Source organism: Rickettsia endosymbiont of Gonocerus acuteangulatus, from assembly GCF_964026435.1.
Lineage (GTDB): Bacteria > Pseudomonadota > Alphaproteobacteria > Rickettsiales > Rickettsiaceae > Rickettsia.
In genome coordinates this window covers 371,669-394,570 of sequence record NZ_OZ032147.1, presented here as the reverse complement: position 1 = coordinate 394,570, position 22,902 = coordinate 371,669, and the positions used below count along the sequence as shown (strand labels likewise).

Below are 22,902 nucleotides of genomic sequence, written 5' to 3'. Positions count from 1 at the left end.
CGCCCTTTAGAATTATACTGTAAGCCTATGTCACCAAAATCTACTTGTGCTTCCTCTCCTGCTAAAGTATGAAAACGAATGCAACTGTTATCCTTAATTTTATATTTTTTGATATAATGTCATTGCTAAAATAAAAGGGACCAGTAAATTGCACGAAAAAGGGACCAGAGAAGTTGGTGTGACCTAATAAGGTTAATGTGCAATATTCACTAGATAATTAAGCAAGTAAATATCTAGTGATACAATGATAAGAATAAATATGTATACAACAATTATCACCCTTTATAAACAAGGCAATAGTCAAAGGAATATTGCCAAACTAACAAGAACAGACCGCAAAACAGTACGAAAAATAATAAACCGCTATGTAGAGGCTGGTACAGAATCCCCAGCAATCTATGAACGATCTTCAGTTTTGGATTTTTGGCACGAAAAAATAATTGAGTTATTAGAAAAAAATCTGAGTTACATAAGAATTTTTAAGGAGTTAAAAAATCAAGGTTATACAAGCAGTTATACTTCTTTGACCCGTTATATCAAAAAATATAAAATTAAGGATAACAGTTGCATTCGTTTTCATACTTTAGCAGGAGAGGAAGCACAAGTAGATTTTGGTGACATAGGCTTACAGTATAATTCTAAAGGGCGTAGAGTTAAAGCATATGTATTTAATATGCGTTTAAGCTATAGTCGCCTTGATTATTATGAAGTAGTGTTTGATCAAAGTTGTCAAACATGGATTCAATGTCATATCAATGCATTTAATTATTTTGCTGGTAGTCCAAAAGTAATAAAACTTGATAATCTTAAAGCTGGAGTAGTAGATGCCAATTTTTATGAACCAGTATATCAGAAGGAATATAAGTGCTTAGCCGATCATTATGGAATTTTACTTTCTCCTTGTCGAGTGTATCAACCGCAAGAAAAAGGCAAAGTTGAGTCGGGAATAAAATACGTTAAAAATAATTTTTTTGCTGGTCGTAAATTTGATAGATATGAAGAATTAACAAATGGTCTTGCAAATTGGTTAAATAAGGCCAATAGCCGAATACATGGTACTACTAAGAGAATACCTAGAGAACTGTTTGAGCAAGAGGAAAGAAGTAGTTTGATTCCTTTACCATTAGAAACTTTTGATTTGTCATCTTGGCATAATCGAAAAGTAGCAAAAGATTGTCATATTACCATAGATAATAATTATTACTCTGTACCAGCAAAATATATATACAGTGAGGTAATGGTACAATTGTCCCCAAAACTTGTTCAAATATTTTCTATACAAAATGATTTAATAGCAAGACACGTTAGAACAGAGGGCAAGGGGATATTTACCACTAATCCGTCTCATTATGCTAAATACAAACGTCTATGCCCAGGTTTTATAGAATATAGTGAACATTATCAACAACAAATGCAGCAGATAGGGAATAATTGCAGTTTATTATTAGAATCATTACAACAAACAAGAGTGAATGATTGGCAACGTTGTGCACGAGGTATCATTTCTTTACGTAAGGTTTACAATGATGACTTAATAGATAAAGCCTGTCATAGAGCACTACATTATGGTATAAGTTCTTACTCTAAAATTAAGAATATTTTAAATAGTAATGCAGTAAACTTACCATTACCAGAGTTTGGAGGTAATAATGCAGAACTTATTTAATGACCTACGAAGCTTTAGATTATCAGGTATAGTCAATAGTTTAAATGAAAGGATTATTTATGCTCAAAATAATAAACTAGGATTTAAAGAATTTCTATCACTATTATGTGAAGATGAAAAATCTAACCGTAAGGATAATAATTACCGTCGCCGTAAAAGTGCTGCTAAATTGCCGGTAACTAAAAATTTAGAAGACTTTGATTTTAATTTCCAACCAAGTGTTGATGCCAAAGTAATAAGTGATTTATCAACTTGTGATTATATTAATACTAAGGGAAATGTAATATTCATAGGTGATTCAGGAACTGGGAAAACTCATCTTGCCATTGGGCTAGCATTAAAAGCTTTAACACGAGAATACTCTGTATATTTTACTACGGTATCGGATATGCTTTATAATTTACATATTGCAAGAGCAGATAATAGTTATCACAAAAAGGTTAAATTACTCCTATCGTTTGATTTATTAATTCTTGATGAGCTCGGGTTTAAGCAATTGCCAAAACATTCAGTAGAAGACTTTTTTAATATTATTGCTAAACGATATGAAAATAAATCTACCATTATTACCACAAACAAGGATTTTGAAAAATGGAATGAAATATTTGCTGATGAAGTATTAACTCATGCAATTATTGATCGAGTGGTACATCATGCTCATATACTAAACATAAAAGGTAAAAGTTATCGTATTAATAACTATAAATCTGGAGGTAATATGGCATAAAAATTTTTAAATATAGTGGTTCCTTTTTCGTGCAATTTACTGGTCCCTTTTTAATTGACAATGACAGTCCTTTTGAGAAATGCCCAAACTAAAAATGCACAACTAATATGATTACGTTGAATACGCTGTTTCCTGCATTGACAACGTTCTATCCCAGTAAGTTGCTTAATTTCTCTGTGCATGCTCTCAATTACCCATCGAAAGCCACACTCATCTTGTGCAGCTTTAGAAGATTTGTGAGTTTTGTTATTGGTAACAACATACTCAACTCTGTTGGTAGAAACAGTAAATTTAAACAAATTAACATGCTTATTTTTAGCAAAGCCTTTTATATGAATCTCTACTCCATGCCTGATCTCTTCATCTGAAAATGTCAACTCTTTTACAGCTTTATAAGGTTTAGAATCATGTGTTTTACTAACGTTTCTATTGGCTTTAATAGGAGCATAATAATCAAAACTTACGCTATGTTTGGTTCTAAATATCGTAAAGATGGAGAACGCAGCTGTTGTTGCATATAGTCATCTAAAAGCCCTAACTTTATTTGGTAAACCGTTTTACCGATTGTATTTGCAGTCCTTTTGAGAAATGCCCAAACTAAAAATGCACAACTAATATGATTACGTTGAATACGCTGTTTCCTGCATTGACAACGTTCTATCCCAGTAAGTTGCTTAATTTCTCTGTGCATGCTCTCAATTACCCATCGAAAGCCACACTCATCTTGTGCAGCTTTAGAAGATTTGTGAGTTTTGTTATTGGTAACAACATACTCAACTCTGTTGGTAGAAACAGTAAATTTAAACAAATTAACATGCTTATTTTTAGCAAAGCCTTTTATATGAATCTCTACTCCATGCCTGATCTCTTCATCTGAAAATGTCAACTCTTTTACAGCTTTATAAGGTTTAGAATCGTGCGTTTTACTAACGTTTCTATTGGCTTTAATAGGGGCATAATAATATTTCCCCAGAGAGTCAACATGTTGCATAATTTTGTGTGTAGAATACCATGTGTCAAAAAGTACTGTTTGAAAAGGAATCTTCTTGCTATAAACAGCATTATTTAACATGTTTAATAGGTGTTCTAGTTTTGTTGCTCCATCATGATCAGGTGCAAAAATTCGATAATCTATTACCCAAAACTTATTAATATCAGGGTTATAATATACCAGACTCACTACTCCTATATAGCATAAATCATTAAGATACTGACAATTTAATAGTATTAAAAACAGCATCATAAAATGTTTCAAAATCTTCTACAACTTTCCTAATTTCATTTTTTATCTTAAACCAGTAATGCTCTATAGGATTTAAATCAGGAGAGTAAGTTGGTAAATACAATATGGTACAACCAACGGATTCAATGAACTCTTTAACTTTAGAATTTTTATGAAAATTAATGTTATCCATAATAACGGTTTGCCCAGGTTGTAATTCTGTAATTAATACATCCCTAATATAAGTTTTAAAGACCTCTGTATTACAATTACCTTCAAATATTACAGGAGCAATAAGATTACCATTACAAAGACCAGCTATCATACTTATTCTAAATTTATGTTGATACACCTTTTCTCCATAACACCTTTGTCCTATAATGCTCCATCCATACTCTTTGCAAGCATTATCCTCTATTCCAGATTCATCAAGATATACTAATTTGTCTTTTGTGATGGTTTGTATCTTTGCTATAAATTCATTTCTTAATTTAATATCTCTTTTCGGATGAAAATGAGTTTTGTTTATAGCTATAGCCAAGTTTTCTGATTTGTCTTAAAATAGTTACAGATGCAATATTACCCCATTGCTTTGCTAACTCCTTTGATGTTTTATTCATATTAGCTTTAAAAAATTCTTTAAAAGATTCTGAATCTTTTATCTTATGACTATGTCCTTTCTGATAACCAGTTGCTGCTTCTAAAGTACCTTGCTTATCTTTTAATTTTTTCCATTTATATATAGTATCACGACTTACATTAAATAATTTACTTACCTTACTTATTCGTATCCCTGCTTCTACAGCTTTTATAACTCTTAGTCTTAGTTCTATTGCATATGCTCGTGCCATATCTCTTTACATGCTTGTTAATATTTGCTTACTATAACATGATACTCTCGCTCTGTCAGTACCTTAATGACTTATGCTATACCTTTAGTAACTCTACCTGTAGCTCCACTGTACTACGATCTTGCAATTTCTATTTGCTTCGTATTCCTTTTATTTAAAACCGTATCATCAAATATTGTATATCCATTAGATGAAAAAATAACATCATTCTTGATGTGTTCCCATAACAAAGAAGGTGTATATTTTTTATTCCTTAAAAATCTATTAATAACATCATGACTACATTTCTTTGCATGTTCAGCGTAGTAGGTTAAACTATAATTCTTTTGGCTAACTATTAAAAATTGACAATAATCTGTCCTATTAATTGGTATTGCTTGCAACTTTATCCTCTTTGACATGTTTAATTATTTTTACAATAATTTATCACTTTTTTACTCATAGCGTAAGTTTTGTATATAGATTCGTCTACACTTCTGCAGTAGCAGCTAAATTAAAGTTATATAGCTATTTACCGTCTAAAAGATATAAAAGGCAAGAAAGGGGGACAAGGCATCAAAGGATCATTATACCACAAAGGATCTCAATACATCAGCGTGATGCAATAGCAATGCAAAAGCTAGAAGTAGGGCATTTGGAGGCAGATCTTACATTTCATAAAGGTAATCAAAGTATGAATATCGGTGTGCTGGTGGATAAAAAGAGTCAAAAGATTATTTTAGTGCTGAATAACTCCAAGAGAGCTAAAACAGTTACCACTGGGTTTTTAAAAAAGATCAAAACGCTGCCAAGTAGTGTTAGAAAGACTATTACTATGGATAATGGCAAAGAGTTTGTAGGGCATCTTGCTTATAGACTATCTGGGTTTCAAACTTTCTTTTGTGATCCATACCGCCCTAGACAAAAAGCACTAGTGGAGAAAATGAATTCTATGATTCATAGAATTTTACCTAAAAATACAGATATTACAACCGTTACACAAAGAGGTCTTGACAATATTGCTGAGATTTTAAATAACATGCCAAGAAAGATTTTTGGTTATAAAACCCCCAATGAAATTTGGGCAGAAAATTTATAGGTTTTGTTCTACTTAGTCCTTGAATTTTCAATGGATAATATTAATTTTCATAAAAGTACAAAAGTGAAAACGTTAATTGAATCTGTTGGTTGCAGTATTTTATTTTTACCAACTTACTCTCCTGACTTAAATCCTATTGAGCATTACTGGTTTAAAATCAAGAATGAAATAAGAAAAACTATTTCTAATTTTGAGCACTTTTTTGATGCTGTTTACTATGCTCTTAAAAAATCACTACCTTATCGCATTAAGCTATAGAACTTCAAAAATTGTCTATAAAGTAAAGTCCTCTTTAAAAAAAGGGGGTTTTTTTATTTAAAATAATTTTAAAAGAAGTGTATAATGATACGAAGAAATATAATTTTTTAGTATGATTAAACTTCTATATCCTAAATTTTGGCAAAAGCGGAATATTATAGCTTATATATTATTCCCTGTAAGTTTGATATATCAATTTCTAGGATTTTTGCGGCATGTTTTTGCAGGTCCTGTTATATTACCTGCTAAAGTTATTTGTGTCGGTAATTGCAGCGTAGGCGGTACTGGTAAAACACAGATAGTTATGTATCTAGCTAATTTACTGAAGACTCAAAATATAGATTTTGTTATAGTCACTAAAGCTTATGGTAGTAATCTTAAAGAAGCAACTATTGTAAAAGCAGAGCATAATGCCTTAGAAGTAGGGGATGAGTCTGTAATACTTGCAAAGCACGGCACAGTTATTGCCACTAAAAATATTAAACAAATTTTACCTCTGATTCGTGAACTTAAGCCAAGCATAATAATAGTTGATGACTTTCTACAAAATCCTTATTTTTATAAAGATATCACTATAGTTTCTGTAGATAGACAAAGGCTTTTCGGGAATGGATTTTTAATTCCTGCAGGTCCATTACGGGAATATCCAAATAGAGCTTTAAGTGCTGCTGATTTAATTTTTTTAGTGGGTAATAATTCTGATGAAATACCAGTTAGCTTAACTTCTTATGCAAATAAGTTAATACAAGCACAAATAGTAGCTTCAAGCGATATAGACAAAAATAAAAATTATTTTGCTTTTAGCGGCATAGGTAATCCTGAACGTTTCTTTCTTACCTTGAAAAATTATGGTTTGAATATAGTAGGGTATAAAATATTTCCTGATCATTATAATTATTTACAAGCAGATTTAGAAAATTTATATCTACTTGCTAAGACAAATAATGCTACTCTTATTACTACAAGAAAAGATTACGTTAAGATTGGTGATTCGAGTGATATTATTGTATGCTTAGATGTGAAGTTATCTATCAATAATCCTAATTTACTTTATGAAAAAATTTTTAAAAAAGATTAGATATCTAATTGAGTATGCTGTTGTTGTTATTTTTTTGAAGATAATTGGCATATTTGGTATAGATAAAGCAGCGTATATTTGTAGTTTTATAGCTCGCAAAATTGGTATATTATTTGCTGTTAATAAAATTGCCAGACGAAATATTAAAGCTGTTTTCGGTGATGCATTTGATGTAGAAAAAACTATAGACCAGACTTGGGATAATTTCGGTAGGTTCATAGGCGAGTTTGCTTATATTAATGAAATGGATGAGTTAGAACTAGAACGCCGGATTGAGATAATAGGTTTGGAAAATATTAAAAAGCTAAAAGGACAGCCTTTTTTGTTTTTTACTGGTCATTTTGCTAATTGGGATATTGCTGTTAAAATTATTCATAAAATTTATCCTAAATTTGCTGTAATTTATCGTAAAGCTAATAATCCTTATGTTAATAAACTGATTAATGAGAGTCGTGCTAGTTCTAAGCTAAGACTTATTCCTAAAGGATCAGATGGTAGCAGAGCTTTAGTTAGAGCAATTAAAGGGCGTGAATCTATTGCTATGCTTGTTGATCAGAAAATGAATGACGGCATTGAAGTACCTTTTTTAGGTTATCCTGCCATGACTGCTAACGCTATTGCTAAAATAGCTTTACAGTATGGATATCCGATTGTACCATGTCAAATTGTTAGGACTAAAGGTAGTTATTTTAAGCTAATAATCCATCCAAATTTAACCTGGGAGCAAACAGGCGATAGTAAAACAGATTGCTATAATATCATGCTTAATATTAACCAAATTTTAGGGGAGTGGGTTAAGCAAAATCCTAGCCAATGGTTCTGGTTTCATAATAGATGGAAAAAAATATAGTGAATTAAGGGACATCATTGCGAGTATAGTACCGGACAGTTTTATTATTATAGGGATATTAAATGGCTTCCAAATCGTTATAAGCTACGTGACTGCAAGGAGTACGGATCATTTTCCCCTGTCATCTCGTGATTCATTCAATAGTACCGGACAGTTATTAAAAAAATATTATATTTTATTCAGGTGTAGGTGACCTTATATGTCATTCCCGCATGGCGGGAATCCAGCATAAAGCAAGATAAATCGAGCTTTTAATTTAAAAAACGTGCTGCTTTTATGTTTATTTTTCTGGATTCCCGCTTCTGCGGGAAGGCATTGCCTGCGTGGATCGAAAGTCATCTGAGCTACGCGAATGAAATGAGCGTGGCAATCCAGAAAAAATAATAAAAAATACTATAAATTAGCATTTTTTAGCTGGATTGCTTTGTCAATTACTTCGTAATTTCCTTAGCTCAGACGGAAAAACCGATCCACGCAAGCAAGCCTTAAGCGGGAATGACATAGAATAATAACTGTCTGGTACTATAGGACAAGCAACAGGGTGACAGAGAAAAAACAACAAAGTCAATTTAATGGCAATTAAGTTTTAGTATTTCTATACTTCTTGGATGCTGTTCTCCAAATTTTTCTATATGGTGATCTCGGAAATTTTTATAAAAAGATTTTAAAGGTACATGGCAACTTGCTTTAGCAGCATTTAAGTACATAATACTTATTTCATCTACATTTTTCATATACTCACGATAATTATTCCAATATATATTTTCTGCAGTAGCATAAGCAGTTACAGCTTCTTGATATTTATGTAGGCATAGCTAATGCATTACCTTTAGCAATAAATGCCAGAGCTAAAAATAGATCCAGAGATACAATAACATCTTTAGGTCTGTTTGGATCTTTAAGAAAAGTTGCTATAGCTCTTTTAGCATATTCTAAAGCTTCGTTAGTACTTCCAAACCCTAGCTTTACTATAGACATTTGAGTATAAATACGTCCAAATATTTGATATTCTTCTTTTTCTTAAGATTTTTTCATATTATAAAACTTACGCTATGAGTAAAAAAGTGATAAATTATTGTAAAAATAATTAAACATGTCAAAGAGGATAAAGTTGCAAGCAATACCAATTAATAGGACAGATTATTGTCAATTTTTAATAGTTAGCCAAAAGAATTATAGTTTAACCTACTACGCTGAACATGCAAAGAAATGTAGTCATGATGTTATTAATAGATTTTTAAGGAATGAAAAATATACACCTTCTTTGTTATGGGAACACATCAAGAATGATGTTATTTTTTCATCTAATGGATATACAATATTTGATGATACGGTTTTAAATAAAAGGAATACGAAGCAAATAGAAATTGCAAGATCGCAGTACAGTGGAGCTACAGGTAGAGTTACTAAAGGTATAGGAGTAGTGAGTCTGGTATATTATAACCCTGATATTAATAAGTTTTGGGTAATAGATTATCGAATTTTTGCACCTGATCATGATGGAGCAACAAAACTAGAACACCTATTAAACATGTTAAATAATGCTGTTTATAGCAAGAAGATTCCTTTTCAAACAGTACTTTTTGACACATGGTATTCTACACACAAAATTATGCAACATGTTGACTCTCTGGGGAAATATTATTATGCCCCTATTAAAGCCAATAGAAACGTTAGTAAAACGCACGATTCTAAACCTTATAAAGCTGTAAAAGAGTTGACATTTTCAGATGAAGAGATCAGGCATGGAGTAGAGATTCATATAAAAGGCTTTGCTAAAAATAAGCATGTTAATTTGTTTAAATTTACTGTTCCTACCAACAGAGTTGAGTATGTTGTTACCAATAACAAAACTCACAAATCTTCTAAAGCTGCACAAGATGAGTGTGGCTTTCGATGGGTAATTGAGAGCATGCACAGAGAAATTAAGCAACTTACTGGGATAGAACGTTGTCAATGCAGGAAACAGCGTATTCAACGTAATCATATTAGTTGGGCATTTTTAGTTTGGGCATTTCTCAAAAGGACTGCAAATACAATCGGTAAAACGGTTTACCAAATAAAGTTAGGGCTTTTAGATGAATATATGCAACAACAGCTGCGTTCTCCATCTTTACGATATTTAGAACCAAACATAGCGTAAGTTTTGTACATCTAGATCTTCTAGTAAAGGAAGAGCTTCTTTATACTTTTTAAGGCTGTTTAATATATCCACTTTAATTAAGTATAAGCCAGTAAGAAACGAATCCTGAGGCTTCATCCCATTACTAATACAAGTATTTATCGTAGTATCAATTTGTTCTAATGCTTCATCATATTTACCCTAAGTATCAAATAATCTAGATTTTGCATAATCTAACGTTGCAGCATCTGTTTTATCTATTAGCTTTTGATTAAACATATTTTGCATTATTTGGATATTTTCTTCTGCTTCCTTTAGATTCCCTAGTTGAATATTAGATATAGCTAAACCAAAAATTATATTACTTTTTGAGGTTTCATATCCTTTAACATCTTCAAATATTTTTCTAGCTTTTATATTATATTCAATTGCTTCTCTAGCTTCTGATCGGTTTAAATAATACCACCCTATGCGTCCTAAATAAGTAGCATAAGCTCCTTTCTCGTCATTATCCATCATCAATAATTTAAAATTATTTTCTTTTTCGTTTTTATCAAACCAGTCAACTAATATTTTCGCTCTCGTTATATCGCATGCAGTAACATATTGTATTAACAGATTTAGTTTAACTCTAAAATTTTATATATTGAAATATCATAATTTTCAGCATTTTGAGTAATTATTTCAATATTATCTGAGACGGTCTTAGCAGTTCTAAAAACACGTCCTTTTATCAAACTTTTAGGTATGGTATTTAGAAGATTAATGATAAGTTGATTCAGATTTTCTTTATTATTATGTCCATTAATTTTTAATATTTTTTCAACTATAACATCATGCATTTCAAATACGGGATTATCTTCATTTGGTTCAATGTTGGTTATAATGAAAATTCAAGGACTAAGTAGAACAAAACCTATAAATTTTCTGCCCAAATTTCATTGGGGGTTTTATAACCAAAAATCTTTCTTGGCATGTTATTTAAAATCTCAGCAATATTGTCAAGACCTCTTTGTGTAACGGTTGTAATATCTGTATTTTTAGGTAAAATTCTATGAATCATAGAATTCATTTTCTCCACTAGTGCTTTTTGTCTAGGGCGGTATGGATCACAAAAGAAAGTTTGAAACCCAGATAGTCTATAAGCAAGATGCCCTACAAACTCTTTGCCATTATCCATAGTAATAGTCTTTCTAACACTACTTGGCAGCGTTTTGATCTTTTTTAAAAACCCAGTGGTAACTTGTTTTAGCTCTCTTGGAGTTATTCAGCACTAAAATAATCTTTTGACTCTTTTTATCCACCAGCACACCGATATTCATACTTTGATTACCTTTATGAAATGTAAGATCTGCCTCAAAATGCCCTACTTCTAGCTTTTGCATTGCTATTGCATCACGTTGATGTATTGAGATCCTTTGTGGTATAATGATCCTTTGATGCCTTGTCCCCCTTTCTTGCCTTTTATATCTTTTAGACGGTAAATAGCTATATAACTTTAATTTAGCTGCTACTGCAGAAGTGTAGACGAATCTATATATACTTTCTGTACTGATACAACAAGCTGTATTTTTGTCCAGTTTTAACTTTCCGGCTATAGCATCCGGTGACCATTTCTTGTGAATCATAGCATTTTTGATATAATTTAACAAAATAGGTAACTTCTCTATTTTTAATAACTCTTGCTGATGCATCCTTTTTTTATATTGTTCCTGAGCAACACAAGGCATATACTTACCTTTTACTTTATTTCTTTTTAGCTCCATACTAATAGTGCTTTTAGACCTCGTAAGATGTTGTGCTATCTTGTTAATACTGACTCCTAGGTTATACATTCTTTTTATTTCATATCTCTCTTCGCGAGATAAGTGTCTATATTTTCTGTTCATCATTACCTATTTAAAATCTTATTATTTTAAATAAGTTTTGTTCTACTTACTTATAGTATTTTCAATAAGAGCAAATTTGGAAATATTATAAATATCATCATCTAAATGATCTTTATCCGAGGTAACAGAGCTTAGGAATTCTTTTGAAAAACTTTTATTGTTAATTAAAGCTATTTCATTTAGTAATTTTTGGGCAGAAGGGCTTAACTCACTAATAGCAAGTGTAATATTTAGTTTAATTTTATCATCAGCTTCTTGTATTTTTTTCTTATATTCGTTTAAACTTAAACCTTGTACCTGATTCAATATTTGCGATCCTTGAACCATAAGAATTGGATAACCTTTAAATTCTTGGGCTAAAAATTCTATCGATTCTGGATTATTACTTTCTAAAATATTTTTTACAAGCATTTTAGATTCTTTTTCCTCAAAAGGACTAATTTTTACTATATTCGGTAATGATTCGCTATCTTGAGAACAAAAAAGAATATTGCCATTGTGTTCACAATTAATAAAATTTGCTACTTTTTTATTCTGTCCTATTTTTAAATTATCAAATACTAGTAACCATCTATTTTGACTGGTCAGATAGGTCATTAATTCTTTTCTTACTACATTGATATTTTCTGAAACTACCGCAGTATTTGCTTTTATATTAATAGCCTTTGCAAGATTTACTAATTGTCCATCAATATCTAAATTGCAATCTATAAACCAAATAATATCATAATCAGCCTTATTATCTTTATCATAAGCGTACATCCTAGCAATTTGAGTTTTTCCCATGCCTTAGTTGTGATATATGATCTATAAAATAACTAACAGGTGTAACAAGATTAGATATTTGTTCCCTTGCAAATATATTATTGCTCATTAACAAAATGATGATTATTAATATATATTTTTTCATAGTATTTTTGCTAATTATAATCCTTAGATGTAAAGGTTTAGGGCTTTTCGATCAAAAGTCAATAGAATTTTATTATGAAATGAAAAAGATAAGTATTTTGGATTAAGATTTACGGCAGTTAAATATAAAATCAAACGGATTTATGGGTTTATTATCTAATATAATTTCGAAATGTAGATGTTCACCTGTAGCATTACCGGTCTTTCCTTGAGTGCCTATAAATTGACCACGTGTAACTTTTGTGCCCTCTTTAACATGTATTTCTTTTAAATGAGCATATTTAGTAACAAAATTATGCGAATGTTTAATCTCAATGAAATTTCCGTAATCACGTACTCTAGCGGTCTTAATTACTACTCCACTTGCGGATGCATATATCGGTGCTTCTTTTTTTGCTTGTAAATCAATGCCATTATGAAAGCATTTTTTCTTTCGTTTCTTTTTATGCGGGCTTATTCTATTGCCATAATGGCTAGTGATTTTAGGTTCGTATTCTGGCAGCATGAGAGGTATTTTAGAAATTATTCTATCAAGTTTTGCTAACTCAGACATATTATTTCTGTGAGTGGTTTTTTTAGCAAAATAACTAGTTTCTGCGTTAGAAAGGAATTTATATTTTGAATTTAATTTCGTAACCAATTCTTTGATAGCAGATATTTTTAAGCCAGCAGTGTTATTAAGTTCAGTAGGATTTTTGTTATGGAATTTCTGCAAGAAAATTTTATTTTGTTTAGGATCATTGATTACAACACCTAAATTTTTAGCATATAAATATTTATTGTTTTTATTTGTAAGATTATATAGAACTACTAATTCTGCATGATTTATATTATATTTTTTTTCTAATTTAGAAGAGGTAGTAGAAAGTAGTGTTTTATCCTTAGAGAATTCAAGAGTACTACAGTTTTGAAGAAAAAAAAGAGCAACTAGTAAAAAAATATTTCTTCGGGTAAACATTAAAAGTCAATATAAGTAAATTTCAGATTTAAAGCATAACTTAGATATTTTGTTAACTCTTTTAATTCTTGCCTAATATTAGGTGGGTTAATCAACATCAATCCACATTTTACCATATTCTTATCGCTGGATAAAAGTTCATATTCAATAATTAATGTTTCTTTGAATCCAATAGTTTTATAATTGTGGTAAAAATCACTTATTAGTAATAAATCCTTTATAGGATACCAAAATAAAAGTAATCCCCGCCGCAAGCAGCGGGGTATTTTAGAAGAAAGCTAGCTGATGATCCTCATGCAGTTTCTGATATTCCTTGCCTTGGTTTTTTACGTATTTTCCTATCATATTCTCATTTCCATGCTTACCTACCGTACTCGTAAAATATCCATCAGTCCAAAATTCTCCACCCCATAATTGTTTCTTTACCTGTGGACACTGTCTAAATATTTGACGAGCTGTAACACTTTTAATTGTTGTTACTATTTTTGTTACGCTATAGGTTGGTACAGATTGTACCAAAAAATGGACATGATCTTCATCAACCCCTATTTCTAAAAATTTTATTTGATATCTCTTTTCTATCTCTAAACATATTTCTCGTAATACTTGATCAACTGATACGTCAAACACTGCTCGGCGATATTTTGCTGGAAATACCATGTGATACAGCAGTACCGTAACATTATGACTTTTATGTATATATTTACTCATTCCGCCATATTACGCCGCAAGCGGCGGGGAATATACCCAAAAGAGATTTAAAGCTGAAACTTTAATTTTTTTCAAGGCAGTAATTAGTTTTTGAAACTCATTCTTTACTTCAAATGGTGGATCAAGAAATATTAATCCTCTATTTTCTTTAAAAGGCAAAAAAGCTTTTATGGCGTTATAAGCATCTATATTATGTGCATTAGGTATTAGTTTTTTTAAATTAAGGTAATCCGTCGGATGGAGTTCACAAGCAATTAAACGATCTTGAAATCGTAATAATTGTTGAATAATAAAGGGAGAACCTGGATAAAAATTCTGACCTACGGAATTTATTACGGACAAAAATATTTTTAATGATTTAGGAGTATGATCTAGAGCTTGTAATAATTTACCGATTCCGTTGTTATGTTCTAAAGTTTTGGAAGCGGCTTCTGAAGTTAAATCATATAGTCCAAGCCCTGCAAAAGCATCTAAAACGACAAAAGGTTTTTCTTTGTTTTTCAGCTGCTCTAAAATCGCAATTAAAACTAGATGCTTAACTATATCGGCAAAATTGCCTGCATGATAAATATGACGGTAGTTCAAAGTTATAGACTATATTTTTATTTTAGTAACTTTTCTGCTTCTTCTGACGAGATGTAATAAATAATATCATATTATAATGTCTTATACAATTAATCATAAACTGTTGACAAAATAATTATTGTAAATTTCTTAATTTTATATAATAACATTAATTTTTTAACTAAATATTTATAGAGTAATTTATGAAAATTAAATATAACGATTTTTTCGCTGAAAGTGTAATTGAAGAAATTAATAATACAAAACTTACGCTATGTTATAGCAAATATGCTAAAAACTCTTATTACACAGCAATGTTTTATAGTGAAGCACTTCATAATATCCCTTAATTCATGGGCATTATATCAAACATAGCGTAAGTTTTGAATAAAATAGAAGAATTATCCAAAGAAGCAATTGAGGTGCTAGGTTTTGGCAATATTGCAGAAGAAGTAGATTTCTCTAAAGATCAGGTGCAAAAGATAATGGAGTTTATAGTAAATAAAGAAATATTTACTAAGGGAGAAAATATTAAATATTTTTGGATGGCTATCGATGACATTAATTTAATTAAAATAAATGAATTAAAAAATAATATTGACGATAAAAAATATGCAGAAATCTTAATCACTTCATTGTTATTAAATTCAATAATTCGTAATGATAAAGTTATTAAATTTCTGCTTACGGAAACTGAAATATCTCAATATCCTACTTTAAAAGCAAAGATAATTCCATATTTCTTGGGTTCAGAATTAAATGAAGAAATTATTGAATTGTTAAGCATAGATAATGAAGCAATATTTAGGAAAGAACTAAGTTATTTGAAAATGCAAGGACTAAGTAGAACAAAACCTATAAATTTTCTGCCCAAATTTCATTGGGGGTTTTATAACCAAAAATCTTTCTTGGCATGTTATTTAAAATCTCAGCAACATTGTCAAGACCTCTTTGTGTAACGGTAGTAATATCTGTATTTTTAGGTAAAATTCTATGAATCATAGAATTCATTTTCTCCACTAATGCTTTTTGTCTAGGGCGGTATGGATCACAAAAGAAAGTTTGAAACCCAGATAGTCTATAGGCAACATGCCCCACAAACTCTTTGCCATTATCCATAGTAATAGTCTTTCTCACACTATTTGGAAGAGTTTTTATCTTTCTTAAAAAACCATTGGTAACTGTTGTAGCTCTCTTGGAGTTATTCAGCACTAAAATAATCTTTTGACTCTTTTTATCCACCAGTGCACCAATATTCATACTTTGATTACCTTTATGAAATGTAAGATCTGCCTCAAAATGCCCTACTTCTACCTTTTTCGTAGCTATTGCATCACGCTGATGTATTGAGATCCTTTGTGGTATAATGATCCTTTGACGCCTCTTCCCTCTTTCTTGCCTTTTATATCTTTTAGAAGGTAAATAGCTATATAACTTTAATTTAGCTGCTACTGCAGAAGTGTAAACAAATCTATATATACTTTCTGTACTGATACACAAAGCTGTATTTTTGTCTAGTTTTAACTTTCCGGCTATAGCATCCGGCGACCATTTCTTGCGAATCATAGCATTTTTAATATAATCTAACAACATAGGGTTCTTTTCTATTTTTAATAACTCTTGCTGATACATCCTGTTTTCATATTTTTCCTGAGCAACACAAGGCATATACTTATCTTTTACCTTATTTCTTTTTAGCTCCATACTAATAGTGCTTTTAGACCTCGTAAGATGTTGTGCTATCTTATTAATACTGACTCCTAGGTCATACATTCTTTTTATCTCATATCTCTCTTCTCGAGATAAGTGTCTATATTTTCTGTTCATCATTACCTATTTAAAATCTTATTATTTTAAATAGGTTCTGTTCTACTTACTTATAGTATTTTCACTACCAACAGAGTTGAGTATGTTGTTACCAATAACAAAACTCACAAATCTTCTAAAGCTGCACAAGATGAGTGTGGCTTTCGATGGGTAATTGAGAGCATGCACAGAGAAATTAAGCAACTTACTGGGATAGAACGTTGTCAATGCAGGAAACAGCGTCTTCAACGTAATCATATTAGTTGTGCATTTTTAGTTTGGGCATTTCTCAAAAGGACTGCAAATACAATCGGTAAAACGGTTTACCAAATAAAGTTAGGGCTTTTAGATGACTATATGCAACAACAGCTGCGTTCTCCATCTTTACGATATTTAGAACCAAACATAGCGTAAGTTTTGTCAGATAATTTTTTTATGATACTGTATCAATTTTCAGCCGTTGCATATTAAAAATCTGTATCATTTTTCGACCGCTGTTGACAAACTATTATATTTTCTAAGATGATTATACTCATAATATTCTATAATGACATTTTCTTTATTAAATTTTTCTTCAATAAAATTAGCTATTTTCTTTAAATTTTCTCTTGATTGCCTGATATTCCATATTTCTTGTGTTTCAGTATCTAGGGCTTCATAAGCCTTAATAAAATCATCACCTTGACCGATACTATATAAATCTTCAAGGTTTGTTATAGATAGTAGAAAATCTCTAACATACCCAATAGTAGGTTCTTCTCTTATTCTGTGATTATTCCATGATAAAGACATGTCATACGGAATTTGTGCACCATGCTTTACAAGAAACTTAGCCATTTCTCTATAATCTTCTCCCACATACCTAAACCTACAATATAAACCAAATTCAAGTATCTCATCATTAAATTCAGCATTAATTTTTGCTCCTCTTTTCAATAAATACTTGAAAGCTTCAAGCTTATTATATTCAATAGCTAATTCAAGAGCTGTTTTATCATCTTCAGAAACTTCTTTATCTATAGTATAAATATTATTATCTAGTAAATATGCTATAACATCTATAGAACCATTTTCTGCAGCAATATTAAGTAAATTTATCTCTTTTTCCATCTTTATCTACTATAAGATTTAAATTACCTCCATTCTTAGTAAAATACTCTAATATATGCAACAAATTAAAATCAGCAGCTGCAGCTATTATTTCTTCCACTGGATAATCTTCCCATTCTTGTTTAGCTTCTAATAATTCTTCTTCTGACCCATCAAATATTTTTATAGCTGCTTCAAAAAACATTGTTCTCAATTCTTCTAACATATTAAACCTAATTCAATTTTTAATTATAAAATATGGTGAATTATTGTACGAATCAATTTAAATTTTTAATAAACTATAAATACTTATCCAGCACAGCAGACATGATTTTGCGGGCTATAGGAGCAGCAGCTTTACTTCCGCCTCCTCCATGATCGACAAAAACAGTAATGGAGTAGCGAGGGTTATGATAAGGAGCAAAACCTATAAATAAAGCATGATTCCGTCGCTCCCAAGCGATAGAATCACGGCTAAGATCATCGTTAGCATTTGCTTTGCCTTGCACTTGAGAAGTGCCTGTTTTACCGGCAAGTTGTCTATCTTCCCCGAGTATCCTATTATAATAAGCAGTACCGCCCGCAACATTCACCGCATTATACAAGCTTTCCTGCACTATTTTAATATTTTCAGGGTTAATATCAATATTATGATATTCTAGATCATTTTTGACTATTCTTGGTGTATATAATTTTCCCGTACTTGCAATAGCTGTAATAAACCTTGCAAGCTGGATAGGTGTAACACCTAAATAACCTTGTCCTATTGCTAAATTAAAAGTATCACCTATTGACCAAGGAAGCTTTAGTTTTTTCTTTTTCCATTCCTTTGATGGTACAAATCCTGAACTTTCAGGGGCTAAATCAATACCGGTTTTTGAGCCTAGCCCAAATTTTCTAGCAACCTCAAGAATTTTATCAGGTCCTACTATCCTAGATATCTCATACATGTAAGTATTACAAGAATGTTTAAGAGCAGATGACATATCAAGAGTGCCGTGACCAGTATGTTTCCAACATCTAAAACTATTAGTACCAAGTACAGAAGTACCACTGCAAAAAAAAGTTTTGTTTGGCTTAATACCCGCTTCTAATGCTGCAAGTATGGTAATTATTTTAAAAACAGAACCAGGGGGATAAGAATTCTGCACTACTTTATTGATTAGAGGCTTATAAGGATCGTTAGTTAGGCTTTGCCAATAACTCTCGGATAATTTGCTAAAATTATTTGATTCAAACGCAGGCGATGAAGTGCAAATTAATACATTGCCGTTTTCAGTATCCATAACTATTGCGGAAGAACCTTGTGGATTTAGATATTCTTGTATTTTTTGCTGAAGGTTTACATCAATATTTAAATAAATATCACTACCTGATTTACTAGAAACGCCAGAAATCTCTCTTATTTGTTTACCATAAGCATTAACTTCAACTTTTTTATAACCGAATTCCCCTCGCAATTTATCATCATAATATTTTTCGATACCAGATTTACCTATATTAAAATCACTTAAATTATATACGTTCAATCCTTGTTTTTCCTGTTCATTTATCTGCCCAAGATAACCGATTAGGTGAGAAGTCACATTTGAGAAAGGATAGGACCTTAAATATCCTATATCGATAAATATATTAGTTAATTTATGTTTCTGCTCTTCAATTAAAGATACTTGTTGCCAATCAAGTTGATCGAGTATCATCAAAGGTACGTGACGGCTAGATTTCTTAATTTTTTGCTGGATATAATTATATTTTTCTTCAGATAAGTTTAAAACTTTACTAACTATTTCTAGCTCATCCTTATAATTATTATTAACGCTTCGATCTATTAATAGCTGATAGCATGGTTTATTAGTAGCTAGAATATTATTTTCCAAATCATAAATTCTGCCTCTGCTAGGTGGTAGAACAACAAAATTAATACGATTTTTATCTGATAACGTCTTATATTCCTCACTTTTGATAAGCTGCAGATAAAACATCCGCATTCCAAGTAAAGATAAAAGTCCAAGTTTACTTGCTCCAATTATAAAAGCACGGCGTGAGATTAACTCATTATGTAATATTTTTTTGTTTAGCATGCTTTTTAAAATAACTTAGAGGAGAGTCAAATATAAGACGAATTAAATTATAAGAAAATATAGTTGTTAAATATTGAAATAAAATTGTTAAATATCCATCTATTTCTAACTTTTTTATTGTTACAAGTAAATATTTAAAGTTCAAGATAAATAAACAGTAAACACAAAATACGATGAAATTTACTAAATAATTTTTTACCGCAAAAAATTTTGAAGATAATTTTAAAATTATATAAGCTGATAAAAAAACTAAGGAATTTGTCCCAATAGGCATAGAATTTATTTGATCAAGCAGTAATCCTATCAAAAATATTCCGAGCATATTTAAGGAATATAAAGTCATGAAATAATAAATAAATATGATTTCTATTGCAGGAAAAATTCTGCTCTTAATACCAATTTTATAAGCAAATTCAGTAAATAATATTATAAAAAAACATAATAACGCAAACAGCAATCTAAATACTATTTGTACAGTGTTGTTTATTATTTCTTGTTTTATTTTAAACATGTTAATAAATTTAATTTTGTGGCTTCTAGATTGTCATTGCGAGGAAAAACTGTAAGTTTTGATGAAGCAATCTCAGGAGTTTAATATTATTTCATGAGATTGCCACCTCAAGGCTACGCCTTTCCTCACAATGACGACGCACTTATCCAATGACACTATCCAAAGAAGAGACAATCGGCATATCCAAACCATATCTCTTCTATCAACTCCAAAACGAGCTTTATCACCTCTCTTCCCTCTACTAGCTCTGTATATTCTTGTAAAAATTTCTGTTTGTTTTGACTTACGCCAAACTCATAACCAAACTTTGTATTACGTGAGTCCATCGAGTAACAAGTAAGCACTAAATCACCAACTACGCCAGCTTCTAACAAAATATCCATATTATTTTTCATGCTACCTAAAGCTTTTGACAATATCGCTATTTCTTTTAAGGCAGATACGATTAGGGTTGCTCTTGCATTCTCACCCTGCTCTTTTGCCATATCAATGCCGCTTTTAATGGCAAAAATATTTTTTAAAGCACCTGCTACTTGTAATGTTATGACGTCATCAGTAGTATTAGTAATAAAAGCTTCTGAAGATAGATTATAAGATATTTTATTTGCCAAATCTATATCTAAGCTTGCAATAGTTGCAGAAGCATGTAAACCTTTTGCTAGCTCTTTTGCTAAATTTGGACCAGATAAAAATGCTATAGGGTTATTTGGTAATAAAGTTTTAAGCCTATCAGAAAATAATTCAGTAGGATTACGTGCAAAACCTTTTGTAGCAATTAGAAGAATATTATCGTTTGAGATATGAGTTTTTAATAATTTTATTGCCTCATCAAAAGCGTAAGACGGTACTGCAATAATAATTAGCTCAAAATCTTTAATTTTATCTAGATTAATAGTAGCTTGTAGATTAGAAGGTAGTTTGATATTGCCTAAATATTTCGTGTTAGTTTTCTTATCTATTATTTCTTTTGCTATCTCTTCATCACGTAAGAATAAAGTAACATTCTTGCTGCTATGGCTGCAAGGCTCGTGCCAAAACTCCCTCCTCCATATATTGCAATATTTTTAAACCTTTTCATGATTTTTATTTTTTTATTTGGAGGGGGCTAATATCTGTCATCCCGTGGCTTGTCCAATAGTACCGGACAGTTATTATTCTATGTCATTCTTAGCAACGGCGGGAATCCAGCATAAAGCGAGATAATATCGAGCTTTTATATTCTAAAAAATTGCTATATTTAGACTTTTTTTTCCTGGATTCCCGCTTCCGCGGGAATGACATAGAAGCCATACAATAACGCTAGCTTTTTCCTGCAATGATGCTAATTTTTTTAAACTGTCCGGTACTATAGGCTTGTCCACAGGATCCAGAAAAAAATACAAATAAAAAGCTCGATTTATCTCGCTTTATGCTGGATCCTGCTACAAGCTTGCGGGATGACAAACGCTTTTCTGGTTCTAGTTCCAAAACGGATAACAGTAAGAATGATAAAAATTTACCCTTTATTAAGTAAATCCAGCATAGTTTTGCCGATATCCGCAGGTGATCTTGTAATAGTTACGCCGGCACTTTGCAGAGCTTCAAGCTTATCTTCAGCACTACCTTTTCCGCCAGCAATAATAGCACCAGCATGCCCCATTCTTTTACCTGGAGGGGCAGTAATACCTGCTATAAAGCTTACTATAGGTTTTTTGATTTTTGAATGCTTGATAAAATCAGCTGCATTTTCTTCTGCGTCACCACCAATTTCACCAATCATGATAATTGCTTTTGTTTCGTCATCTTGTAAAAACATATCAATGCAATCTACAAAATTAGTGCCATTAACGGGATCACCGCCAATACCAACACATGTAGATTGACCAAGCCCTACGGCTGTCGTTTGTGCTACTGCTTCATAAGTTAAAGTACCTGATCTTGAAACAATCCCTATAGAACCTTTTCTATGAATATGCCCCGGCATAATACCTATTTTACATTCATCAGGGGTTATAATGCCTGGGCAGTTAGGACCGATTAATCTTGTTTTAGAACCGACTAAAGCACGTTTTACTCTGACCATATCAAGCACCGGAATTCCTTCCGTGATACATACGACTATTTCAATTCTAGCATCAATTGCCTCTAATATTGAATCGGCTGCAAAAGGAGGTGGTACATAAATAACACTAGCATTTGCTCCAGTTTTTTCTTTTGCCTCATGCACAGTGTTATATATCGGTAAATCGAAGTGAGTTTTACCACCTTTACCTGGTGTCACCCCACCGACCATTTTAGTACCATAAGCTATTGCTTGCTCGGAGTGGAAAGTACCTTGTGAACCTGTAAAACCCTGACAGATTACTTTGGTTTTTTTATTAACTAATATTGCCATCTTTGATATACTATTTTATAAATTTTTATGTTTTTTCTTATATTGTGTCATCCTGTGGCTTGTACCTAGGTTGTTACATAGCTCTTAGAGTTGTCCTATATGTCATTCCCGCATAGGGGGGAATCAAGGAAAAAAAGCATAAATACAACAAACTTCTA

30 protein-coding genes and 3 pseudogenes are annotated in these 22,902 nt (G+C 31.2%); 10 read left to right on the top strand and 23 right to left on the bottom strand.

The features are described 5' to 3' along the window. Nucleotides 1-259: 259 nt before the first annotated feature. A complete protein-coding gene (istA, locus tag AAGD55_RS02445) occupies nucleotides 260-1,666 on the top strand; it encodes an IS21 family transposase (protein ID WP_341792008.1) in 1,407 nt (468 codons plus the stop codon). Then, a complete protein-coding gene (istB, locus tag AAGD55_RS02440; protein WP_341790851.1) occupies nucleotides 1,650-2,393 on the top strand; it encodes an IS21-like element helper ATPase IstB in 744 nt (247 codons plus the stop codon). Before istA ends, istB begins: the two co-directional genes overlap by 17 nt. A 50-nt stretch (nucleotides 2,394-2,443) precedes the next feature. Here istB and AAGD55_RS02435 read toward each other — a convergent pair whose 3' ends face one another. The 4 genes from AAGD55_RS02435 to AAGD55_RS02420 form a co-directional block, all read right to left on the bottom strand. Next, nucleotides 2,444-2,833, bottom strand: coding sequence for a hypothetical protein (locus AAGD55_RS02435; protein WP_410526125.1), 390 nt, complete (start codon nucleotides 2,831-2,833; stop codon nucleotides 2,444-2,446). A 20-nt stretch (nucleotides 2,834-2,853) separates the two neighbouring features. Then, nucleotides 2,854-3,636 (bottom strand): transposase, encoded by a 783-nt coding sequence (locus AAGD55_RS02430; RefSeq protein WP_341792007.1) that lies wholly within the window; start codon nucleotides 3,634-3,636, stop codon nucleotides 2,854-2,856. Further along, nucleotides 3,596-4,466, bottom strand: a protein-coding gene (locus AAGD55_RS02425; protein WP_341791135.1) for an IS630 family transposase whose coding sequence is annotated in 2 segments (ribosomal slippage) — nucleotides 3,596-4,138 and nucleotides 4,140-4,466 — 870 coding nt in all. Because the reading frame shifts where the segments join, the coding sequence is not laid out codon by codon here. Before AAGD55_RS02425 ends, AAGD55_RS02430 begins: the two co-directional genes overlap by 41 nt. A gap of 113 nt (nucleotides 4,467-4,579) precedes the next feature. Then, nucleotides 4,580-4,867, bottom strand: a complete 288-nt coding sequence (locus AAGD55_RS02420; protein ID WP_341792006.1) for a hypothetical protein — start codon at nucleotides 4,865-4,867, stop codon at nucleotides 4,580-4,582. On the opposite strand from AAGD55_RS02420, the gene AAGD55_RS02415 reads away from it, so the two are divergent. From AAGD55_RS02415 to AAGD55_RS02400, 4 genes and pseudogenes are all read left to right on the top strand, one after another. Beyond that, nucleotides 4,834-5,544, top strand: coding sequence for an IS30 family transposase (locus AAGD55_RS02415; RefSeq protein ID WP_341792005.1), 711 nt, complete (start codon nucleotides 4,834-4,836; stop codon nucleotides 5,542-5,544). The genes AAGD55_RS02420 and AAGD55_RS02415 overlap by 34 nt on opposite strands. A 30-nt stretch (nucleotides 5,545-5,574) precedes the next feature. Beyond that, nucleotides 5,575-5,802: pseudogene (locus AAGD55_RS02410) on the top strand (transposase); the annotation flags it as partial. A gap of 112 nt (nucleotides 5,803-5,914) precedes the next feature. Next, complete coding sequence (gene lpxK, locus AAGD55_RS02405; protein ID WP_341792004.1) at nucleotides 5,915-6,880, top strand: tetraacyldisaccharide 4'-kinase; 966 nt, start codon at nucleotides 5,915-5,917, stop codon at nucleotides 6,878-6,880. Then, complete coding sequence (locus AAGD55_RS02400) at nucleotides 6,855-7,730, top strand: lipid A biosynthesis lauroyl acyltransferase (RefSeq protein ID WP_341792003.1); 876 nt, start codon at nucleotides 6,855-6,857, stop codon at nucleotides 7,728-7,730. The genes lpxK and AAGD55_RS02400 overlap by 26 nt, the downstream gene beginning before the upstream one ends. Nucleotides 7,731-8,299: 569 nt before the next feature. On the opposite strand, the gene AAGD55_RS02395 is transcribed toward AAGD55_RS02400, so the two are convergent. Together AAGD55_RS02395 and AAGD55_RS02390 are read right to left on the bottom strand one after the other, a co-directional pair. Beyond that, the gene (locus tag AAGD55_RS02395; RefSeq protein WP_341792002.1) at nucleotides 8,300-8,464 is read right to left on the bottom strand and encodes a hypothetical protein; all 165 of its coding nucleotides are present in this window, start codon (nucleotides 8,462-8,464) and stop codon (nucleotides 8,300-8,302) included. Between the two features lie 67 nt (nucleotides 8,465-8,531). Then, complete coding sequence (locus AAGD55_RS02390) at nucleotides 8,532-8,708, bottom strand: hypothetical protein (RefSeq protein ID WP_341792001.1); 177 nt, start codon at nucleotides 8,706-8,708, stop codon at nucleotides 8,532-8,534. A 115-nt stretch (nucleotides 8,709-8,823) separates the two neighbouring features. Here AAGD55_RS02390 and AAGD55_RS02385 point away from each other — a divergent pair, with 115 nt between their 5' ends. Continuing rightward, a complete protein-coding gene (locus AAGD55_RS02385) occupies nucleotides 8,824-9,873 on the top strand; it encodes a transposase (RefSeq protein ID WP_341792000.1) in 1,050 nt (349 codons plus the stop codon). Between the two features lie 180 nt (nucleotides 9,874-10,053). Here AAGD55_RS02385 and AAGD55_RS02380 read toward each other — a convergent pair whose 3' ends face one another. From AAGD55_RS02380 to rlmJ (AAGD55_RS02340), 9 genes and pseudogenes are all read right to left on the bottom strand, one after another. Next, nucleotides 10,054-10,371 (bottom strand): hypothetical protein, encoded by a 318-nt coding sequence (locus tag AAGD55_RS02380; RefSeq protein WP_341791999.1) that lies wholly within the window; start codon nucleotides 10,369-10,371, stop codon nucleotides 10,054-10,056. 101 nt (nucleotides 10,372-10,472) lie between these two features. Beyond that, on the bottom strand, nucleotides 10,473-10,694 hold the full coding sequence (locus AAGD55_RS02375) for a hypothetical protein (protein WP_341791998.1): 222 nt from the start codon (nucleotides 10,692-10,694) through the stop codon (nucleotides 10,473-10,475). Nucleotides 10,695-10,768: 74 nt separating this feature from the next. After that, the gene (locus AAGD55_RS02370; RefSeq protein WP_341792499.1) at nucleotides 10,769-11,062 is read right to left on the bottom strand and encodes an IS30 family transposase; all 294 of its coding nucleotides are present in this window, start codon (nucleotides 11,060-11,062) and stop codon (nucleotides 10,769-10,771) included. Further along, complete coding sequence (locus tag AAGD55_RS02365) at nucleotides 11,052-11,744, bottom strand: IS30 family transposase (RefSeq protein ID WP_341791997.1); 693 nt, start codon at nucleotides 11,742-11,744, stop codon at nucleotides 11,052-11,054. Before AAGD55_RS02365 ends, AAGD55_RS02370 begins: the two co-directional genes overlap by 11 nt. 39 nt (nucleotides 11,745-11,783) lie before the next feature. Beyond that, nucleotides 11,784-12,527: a hypothetical protein gene (locus AAGD55_RS02360; RefSeq protein ID WP_341791996.1), complete on the bottom strand. Its 744-nt coding sequence runs from the start codon at nucleotides 12,525-12,527 to the stop codon at nucleotides 11,784-11,786. A 226-nt stretch (nucleotides 12,528-12,753) separates the two neighbouring features. Continuing rightward, nucleotides 12,754-13,608 carry a M23 family metallopeptidase gene (locus AAGD55_RS02355; protein WP_341791995.1) on the bottom strand — a complete coding sequence of 285 codons (855 nt, stop codon included), beginning with the start codon at nucleotides 13,606-13,608 and terminating at the stop codon, nucleotides 12,754-12,756. Then, a pseudogene (gene rlmJ / locus AAGD55_RS02350) lies at nucleotides 13,608-13,841 on the bottom strand (23S rRNA (adenine(2030)-N(6))-methyltransferase RlmJ); the annotation flags it as partial. The pseudogene rlmJ (AAGD55_RS02350) and the gene AAGD55_RS02355, both read right to left, overlap by 1 nt. Nucleotides 13,842-13,875: 34 nt before the next feature. Continuing rightward, nucleotides 13,876-14,319: an IS200/IS605 family transposase gene (gene tnpA / locus AAGD55_RS02345; RefSeq protein ID WP_341790826.1), complete on the bottom strand. Its 444-nt coding sequence runs from the start codon at nucleotides 14,317-14,319 to the stop codon at nucleotides 13,876-13,878. A 9-nt stretch (nucleotides 14,320-14,328) separates the two neighbouring features. Further along, nucleotides 14,329-14,904: a 23S rRNA (adenine(2030)-N(6))-methyltransferase RlmJ gene (gene rlmJ, locus AAGD55_RS02340; protein WP_410526110.1), complete on the bottom strand. Its 576-nt coding sequence runs from the start codon at nucleotides 14,902-14,904 to the stop codon at nucleotides 14,329-14,331. Nucleotides 14,905-15,086: 182 nt separating this feature from the next. On the opposite strand from rlmJ (AAGD55_RS02340), the gene AAGD55_RS02335 reads away from it, so the two are divergent. Beyond that, nucleotides 15,087-15,233, top strand: coding sequence for a hypothetical protein (locus AAGD55_RS02335; RefSeq protein WP_341791994.1), 147 nt, complete (start codon nucleotides 15,087-15,089; stop codon nucleotides 15,231-15,233). A 33-nt stretch (nucleotides 15,234-15,266) separates the two neighbouring features. Next, nucleotides 15,267-15,842, top strand: a complete 576-nt coding sequence (locus AAGD55_RS02330; protein ID WP_341791993.1) for a hypothetical protein — start codon at nucleotides 15,267-15,269, stop codon at nucleotides 15,840-15,842. On the opposite strand, the gene AAGD55_RS02325 is transcribed toward AAGD55_RS02330, so the two are convergent. After that, nucleotides 15,739-16,713 carry an IS30 family transposase gene (locus AAGD55_RS02325; protein WP_341791992.1) on the bottom strand — a complete coding sequence of 325 codons (975 nt, stop codon included), beginning with the start codon at nucleotides 16,711-16,713 and terminating at the stop codon, nucleotides 15,739-15,741. The two genes, AAGD55_RS02330 and AAGD55_RS02325, sit on opposite strands and share 104 nt — an antisense overlap. Nucleotides 16,714-16,872: 159 nt before the next feature. Between AAGD55_RS02325 and AAGD55_RS02320 the strand changes: the two genes are divergently transcribed. After that, complete coding sequence (locus tag AAGD55_RS02320) at nucleotides 16,873-17,103, top strand: hypothetical protein (RefSeq protein ID WP_341791991.1); 231 nt, start codon at nucleotides 16,873-16,875, stop codon at nucleotides 17,101-17,103. Between the two features lie 66 nt (nucleotides 17,104-17,169). On the opposite strand, the gene AAGD55_RS02315 is transcribed toward AAGD55_RS02320, so the two are convergent. The 7 genes and pseudogenes from AAGD55_RS02315 to sucD form a co-directional block, all read right to left on the bottom strand. Next, nucleotides 17,170-17,799 (bottom strand): ankyrin repeat domain-containing protein, encoded by a 630-nt coding sequence (locus AAGD55_RS02315; RefSeq protein WP_341791990.1) that lies wholly within the window; start codon nucleotides 17,797-17,799, stop codon nucleotides 17,170-17,172. Beyond that, nucleotides 17,774-18,004, bottom strand: coding sequence for a hypothetical protein (locus tag AAGD55_RS02310; protein WP_341791989.1), 231 nt, complete (start codon nucleotides 18,002-18,004; stop codon nucleotides 17,774-17,776). Before AAGD55_RS02310 ends, AAGD55_RS02315 begins: the two co-directional genes overlap by 26 nt. Before the next feature lie 73 nt (nucleotides 18,005-18,077). After that, entirely contained in the window at nucleotides 18,078-19,859 is a 1,782-nt protein-coding gene (gene mrdA, locus AAGD55_RS02305) for a penicillin-binding protein 2 (RefSeq protein ID WP_341791988.1), read from the bottom strand. After that, the gene (locus AAGD55_RS02300) at nucleotides 19,834-20,370 is read right to left on the bottom strand and encodes a hypothetical protein (protein WP_341791987.1); all 537 of its coding nucleotides are present in this window, start codon (nucleotides 20,368-20,370) and stop codon (nucleotides 19,834-19,836) included. The genes mrdA and AAGD55_RS02300 overlap by 26 nt, the downstream gene beginning before the upstream one ends. Before the next feature lie 142 nt (nucleotides 20,371-20,512). After that, a pseudogene (locus AAGD55_RS02295) lies at nucleotides 20,513-21,448 on the bottom strand (NAD(P)H-dependent glycerol-3-phosphate dehydrogenase). Between the two features lie 221 nt (nucleotides 21,449-21,669). Further along, on the bottom strand, nucleotides 21,670-21,837 hold the full coding sequence (locus AAGD55_RS02290) for a hypothetical protein (RefSeq protein WP_341791986.1): 168 nt from the start codon (nucleotides 21,835-21,837) through the stop codon (nucleotides 21,670-21,672). A gap of 28 nt (nucleotides 21,838-21,865) precedes the next feature. After that, nucleotides 21,866-22,744 carry a succinate--CoA ligase subunit alpha gene (sucD, locus tag AAGD55_RS02285; protein WP_341791985.1) on the bottom strand — a complete coding sequence of 293 codons (879 nt, stop codon included), beginning with the start codon at nucleotides 22,742-22,744 and terminating at the stop codon, nucleotides 21,866-21,868. Between the last annotated feature and the right edge of the window lie 158 nt (nucleotides 22,745-22,902).

What these genes read in the sequence shown, in the direction of transcription:
- istA (WP_341792008.1), top strand. Translation starts at nt 260, where the DNA reads ATGTATACAACAATTATCACCCTTTATAAACAAGGCAATAGTCAAAGG.
- istB (WP_341790851.1), top strand. Translation starts at nt 1,650, where the DNA reads ATGCAGAACTTATTTAATGACCTACGAAGCTTTAGATTATCAGGTATA.
- AAGD55_RS02430 (WP_341792007.1), bottom strand. Translation starts at nt 3,636, where the DNA reads ATGATGCTGTTTTTAATACTATTAAATTGTCAGTATCTTAATGATTTA.
- AAGD55_RS02420 (WP_341792006.1), bottom strand. Translation starts at nt 4,867, where the DNA reads ATGTCAAAGAGGATAAAGTTGCAAGCAATACCAATTAATAGGACAGAT.
- lpxK (WP_341792004.1), top strand. Translation starts at nt 5,915, where the DNA reads ATGATTAAACTTCTATATCCTAAATTTTGGCAAAAGCGGAATATTATA.
- AAGD55_RS02400 (WP_341792003.1), top strand. Translation starts at nt 6,855, where the DNA reads ATGAAAAAATTTTTAAAAAAGATTAGATATCTAATTGAGTATGCTGTT.
- AAGD55_RS02395 (WP_341792002.1), bottom strand. Translation starts at nt 8,464, where the DNA reads ATGAAAAATGTAGATGAAATAAGTATTATGTACTTAAATGCTGCTAAA.
- AAGD55_RS02390 (WP_341792001.1), bottom strand. Translation starts at nt 8,708, where the DNA reads ATGTCTATAGTAAAGCTAGGGTTTGGAAGTACTAACGAAGCTTTAGAA.
- AAGD55_RS02385 (WP_341792000.1), top strand. Translation starts at nt 8,824, where the DNA reads ATGTCAAAGAGGATAAAGTTGCAAGCAATACCAATTAATAGGACAGAT.
- AAGD55_RS02380 (WP_341791999.1), bottom strand. Translation starts at nt 10,371, where the DNA reads ATGATGGATAATGACGAGAAAGGAGCTTATGCTACTTATTTAGGACGC.
- AAGD55_RS02375 (WP_341791998.1), bottom strand. Translation starts at nt 10,694, where the DNA reads ATGCATGATGTTATAGTTGAAAAAATATTAAAAATTAATGGACATAAT.
- AAGD55_RS02365 (WP_341791997.1), bottom strand. Translation starts at nt 11,744, where the DNA reads ATGATGAACAGAAAATATAGACACTTATCTCGCGAAGAGAGATATGAA.
- AAGD55_RS02360 (WP_341791996.1), bottom strand. Translation starts at nt 12,527, where the DNA reads ATGGGAAAAACTCAAATTGCTAGGATGTACGCTTATGATAAAGATAAT.
- AAGD55_RS02355 (WP_341791995.1), bottom strand. Translation starts at nt 13,608, where the DNA reads ATGTTTACCCGAAGAAATATTTTTTTACTAGTTGCTCTTTTTTTTCTT.
- tnpA (WP_341790826.1), bottom strand. Translation starts at nt 14,319, where the DNA reads ATGAGTAAATATATACATAAAAGTCATAATGTTACGGTACTGCTGTAT.
- AAGD55_RS02335 (WP_341791994.1), top strand. Translation starts at nt 15,087, where the DNA reads ATGAAAATTAAATATAACGATTTTTTCGCTGAAAGTGTAATTGAAGAA.
- AAGD55_RS02325 (WP_341791992.1), bottom strand. Translation starts at nt 16,713, where the DNA reads ATGATGAACAGAAAATATAGACACTTATCTCGAGAAGAGAGATATGAG.
- AAGD55_RS02320 (WP_341791991.1), top strand. Translation starts at nt 16,873, where the DNA reads ATGCACAGAGAAATTAAGCAACTTACTGGGATAGAACGTTGTCAATGC.
- AAGD55_RS02315 (WP_341791990.1), bottom strand. Translation starts at nt 17,799, where the DNA reads ATGGAAAAAGAGATAAATTTACTTAATATTGCTGCAGAAAATGGTTCT.
- AAGD55_RS02310 (WP_341791989.1), bottom strand. Translation starts at nt 18,004, where the DNA reads ATGTTAGAAGAATTGAGAACAATGTTTTTTGAAGCAGCTATAAAAATA.
- mrdA (WP_341791988.1), bottom strand. Translation starts at nt 19,859, where the DNA reads ATGCTAAACAAAAAAATATTACATAATGAGTTAATCTCACGCCGTGCT.
- AAGD55_RS02300 (WP_341791987.1), bottom strand. Translation starts at nt 20,370, where the DNA reads ATGTTTAAAATAAAACAAGAAATAATAAACAACACTGTACAAATAGTA.
- sucD (WP_341791985.1), bottom strand. Translation starts at nt 22,744, where the DNA reads ATGGCAATATTAGTTAATAAAAAAACCAAAGTAATCTGTCAGGGTTTT.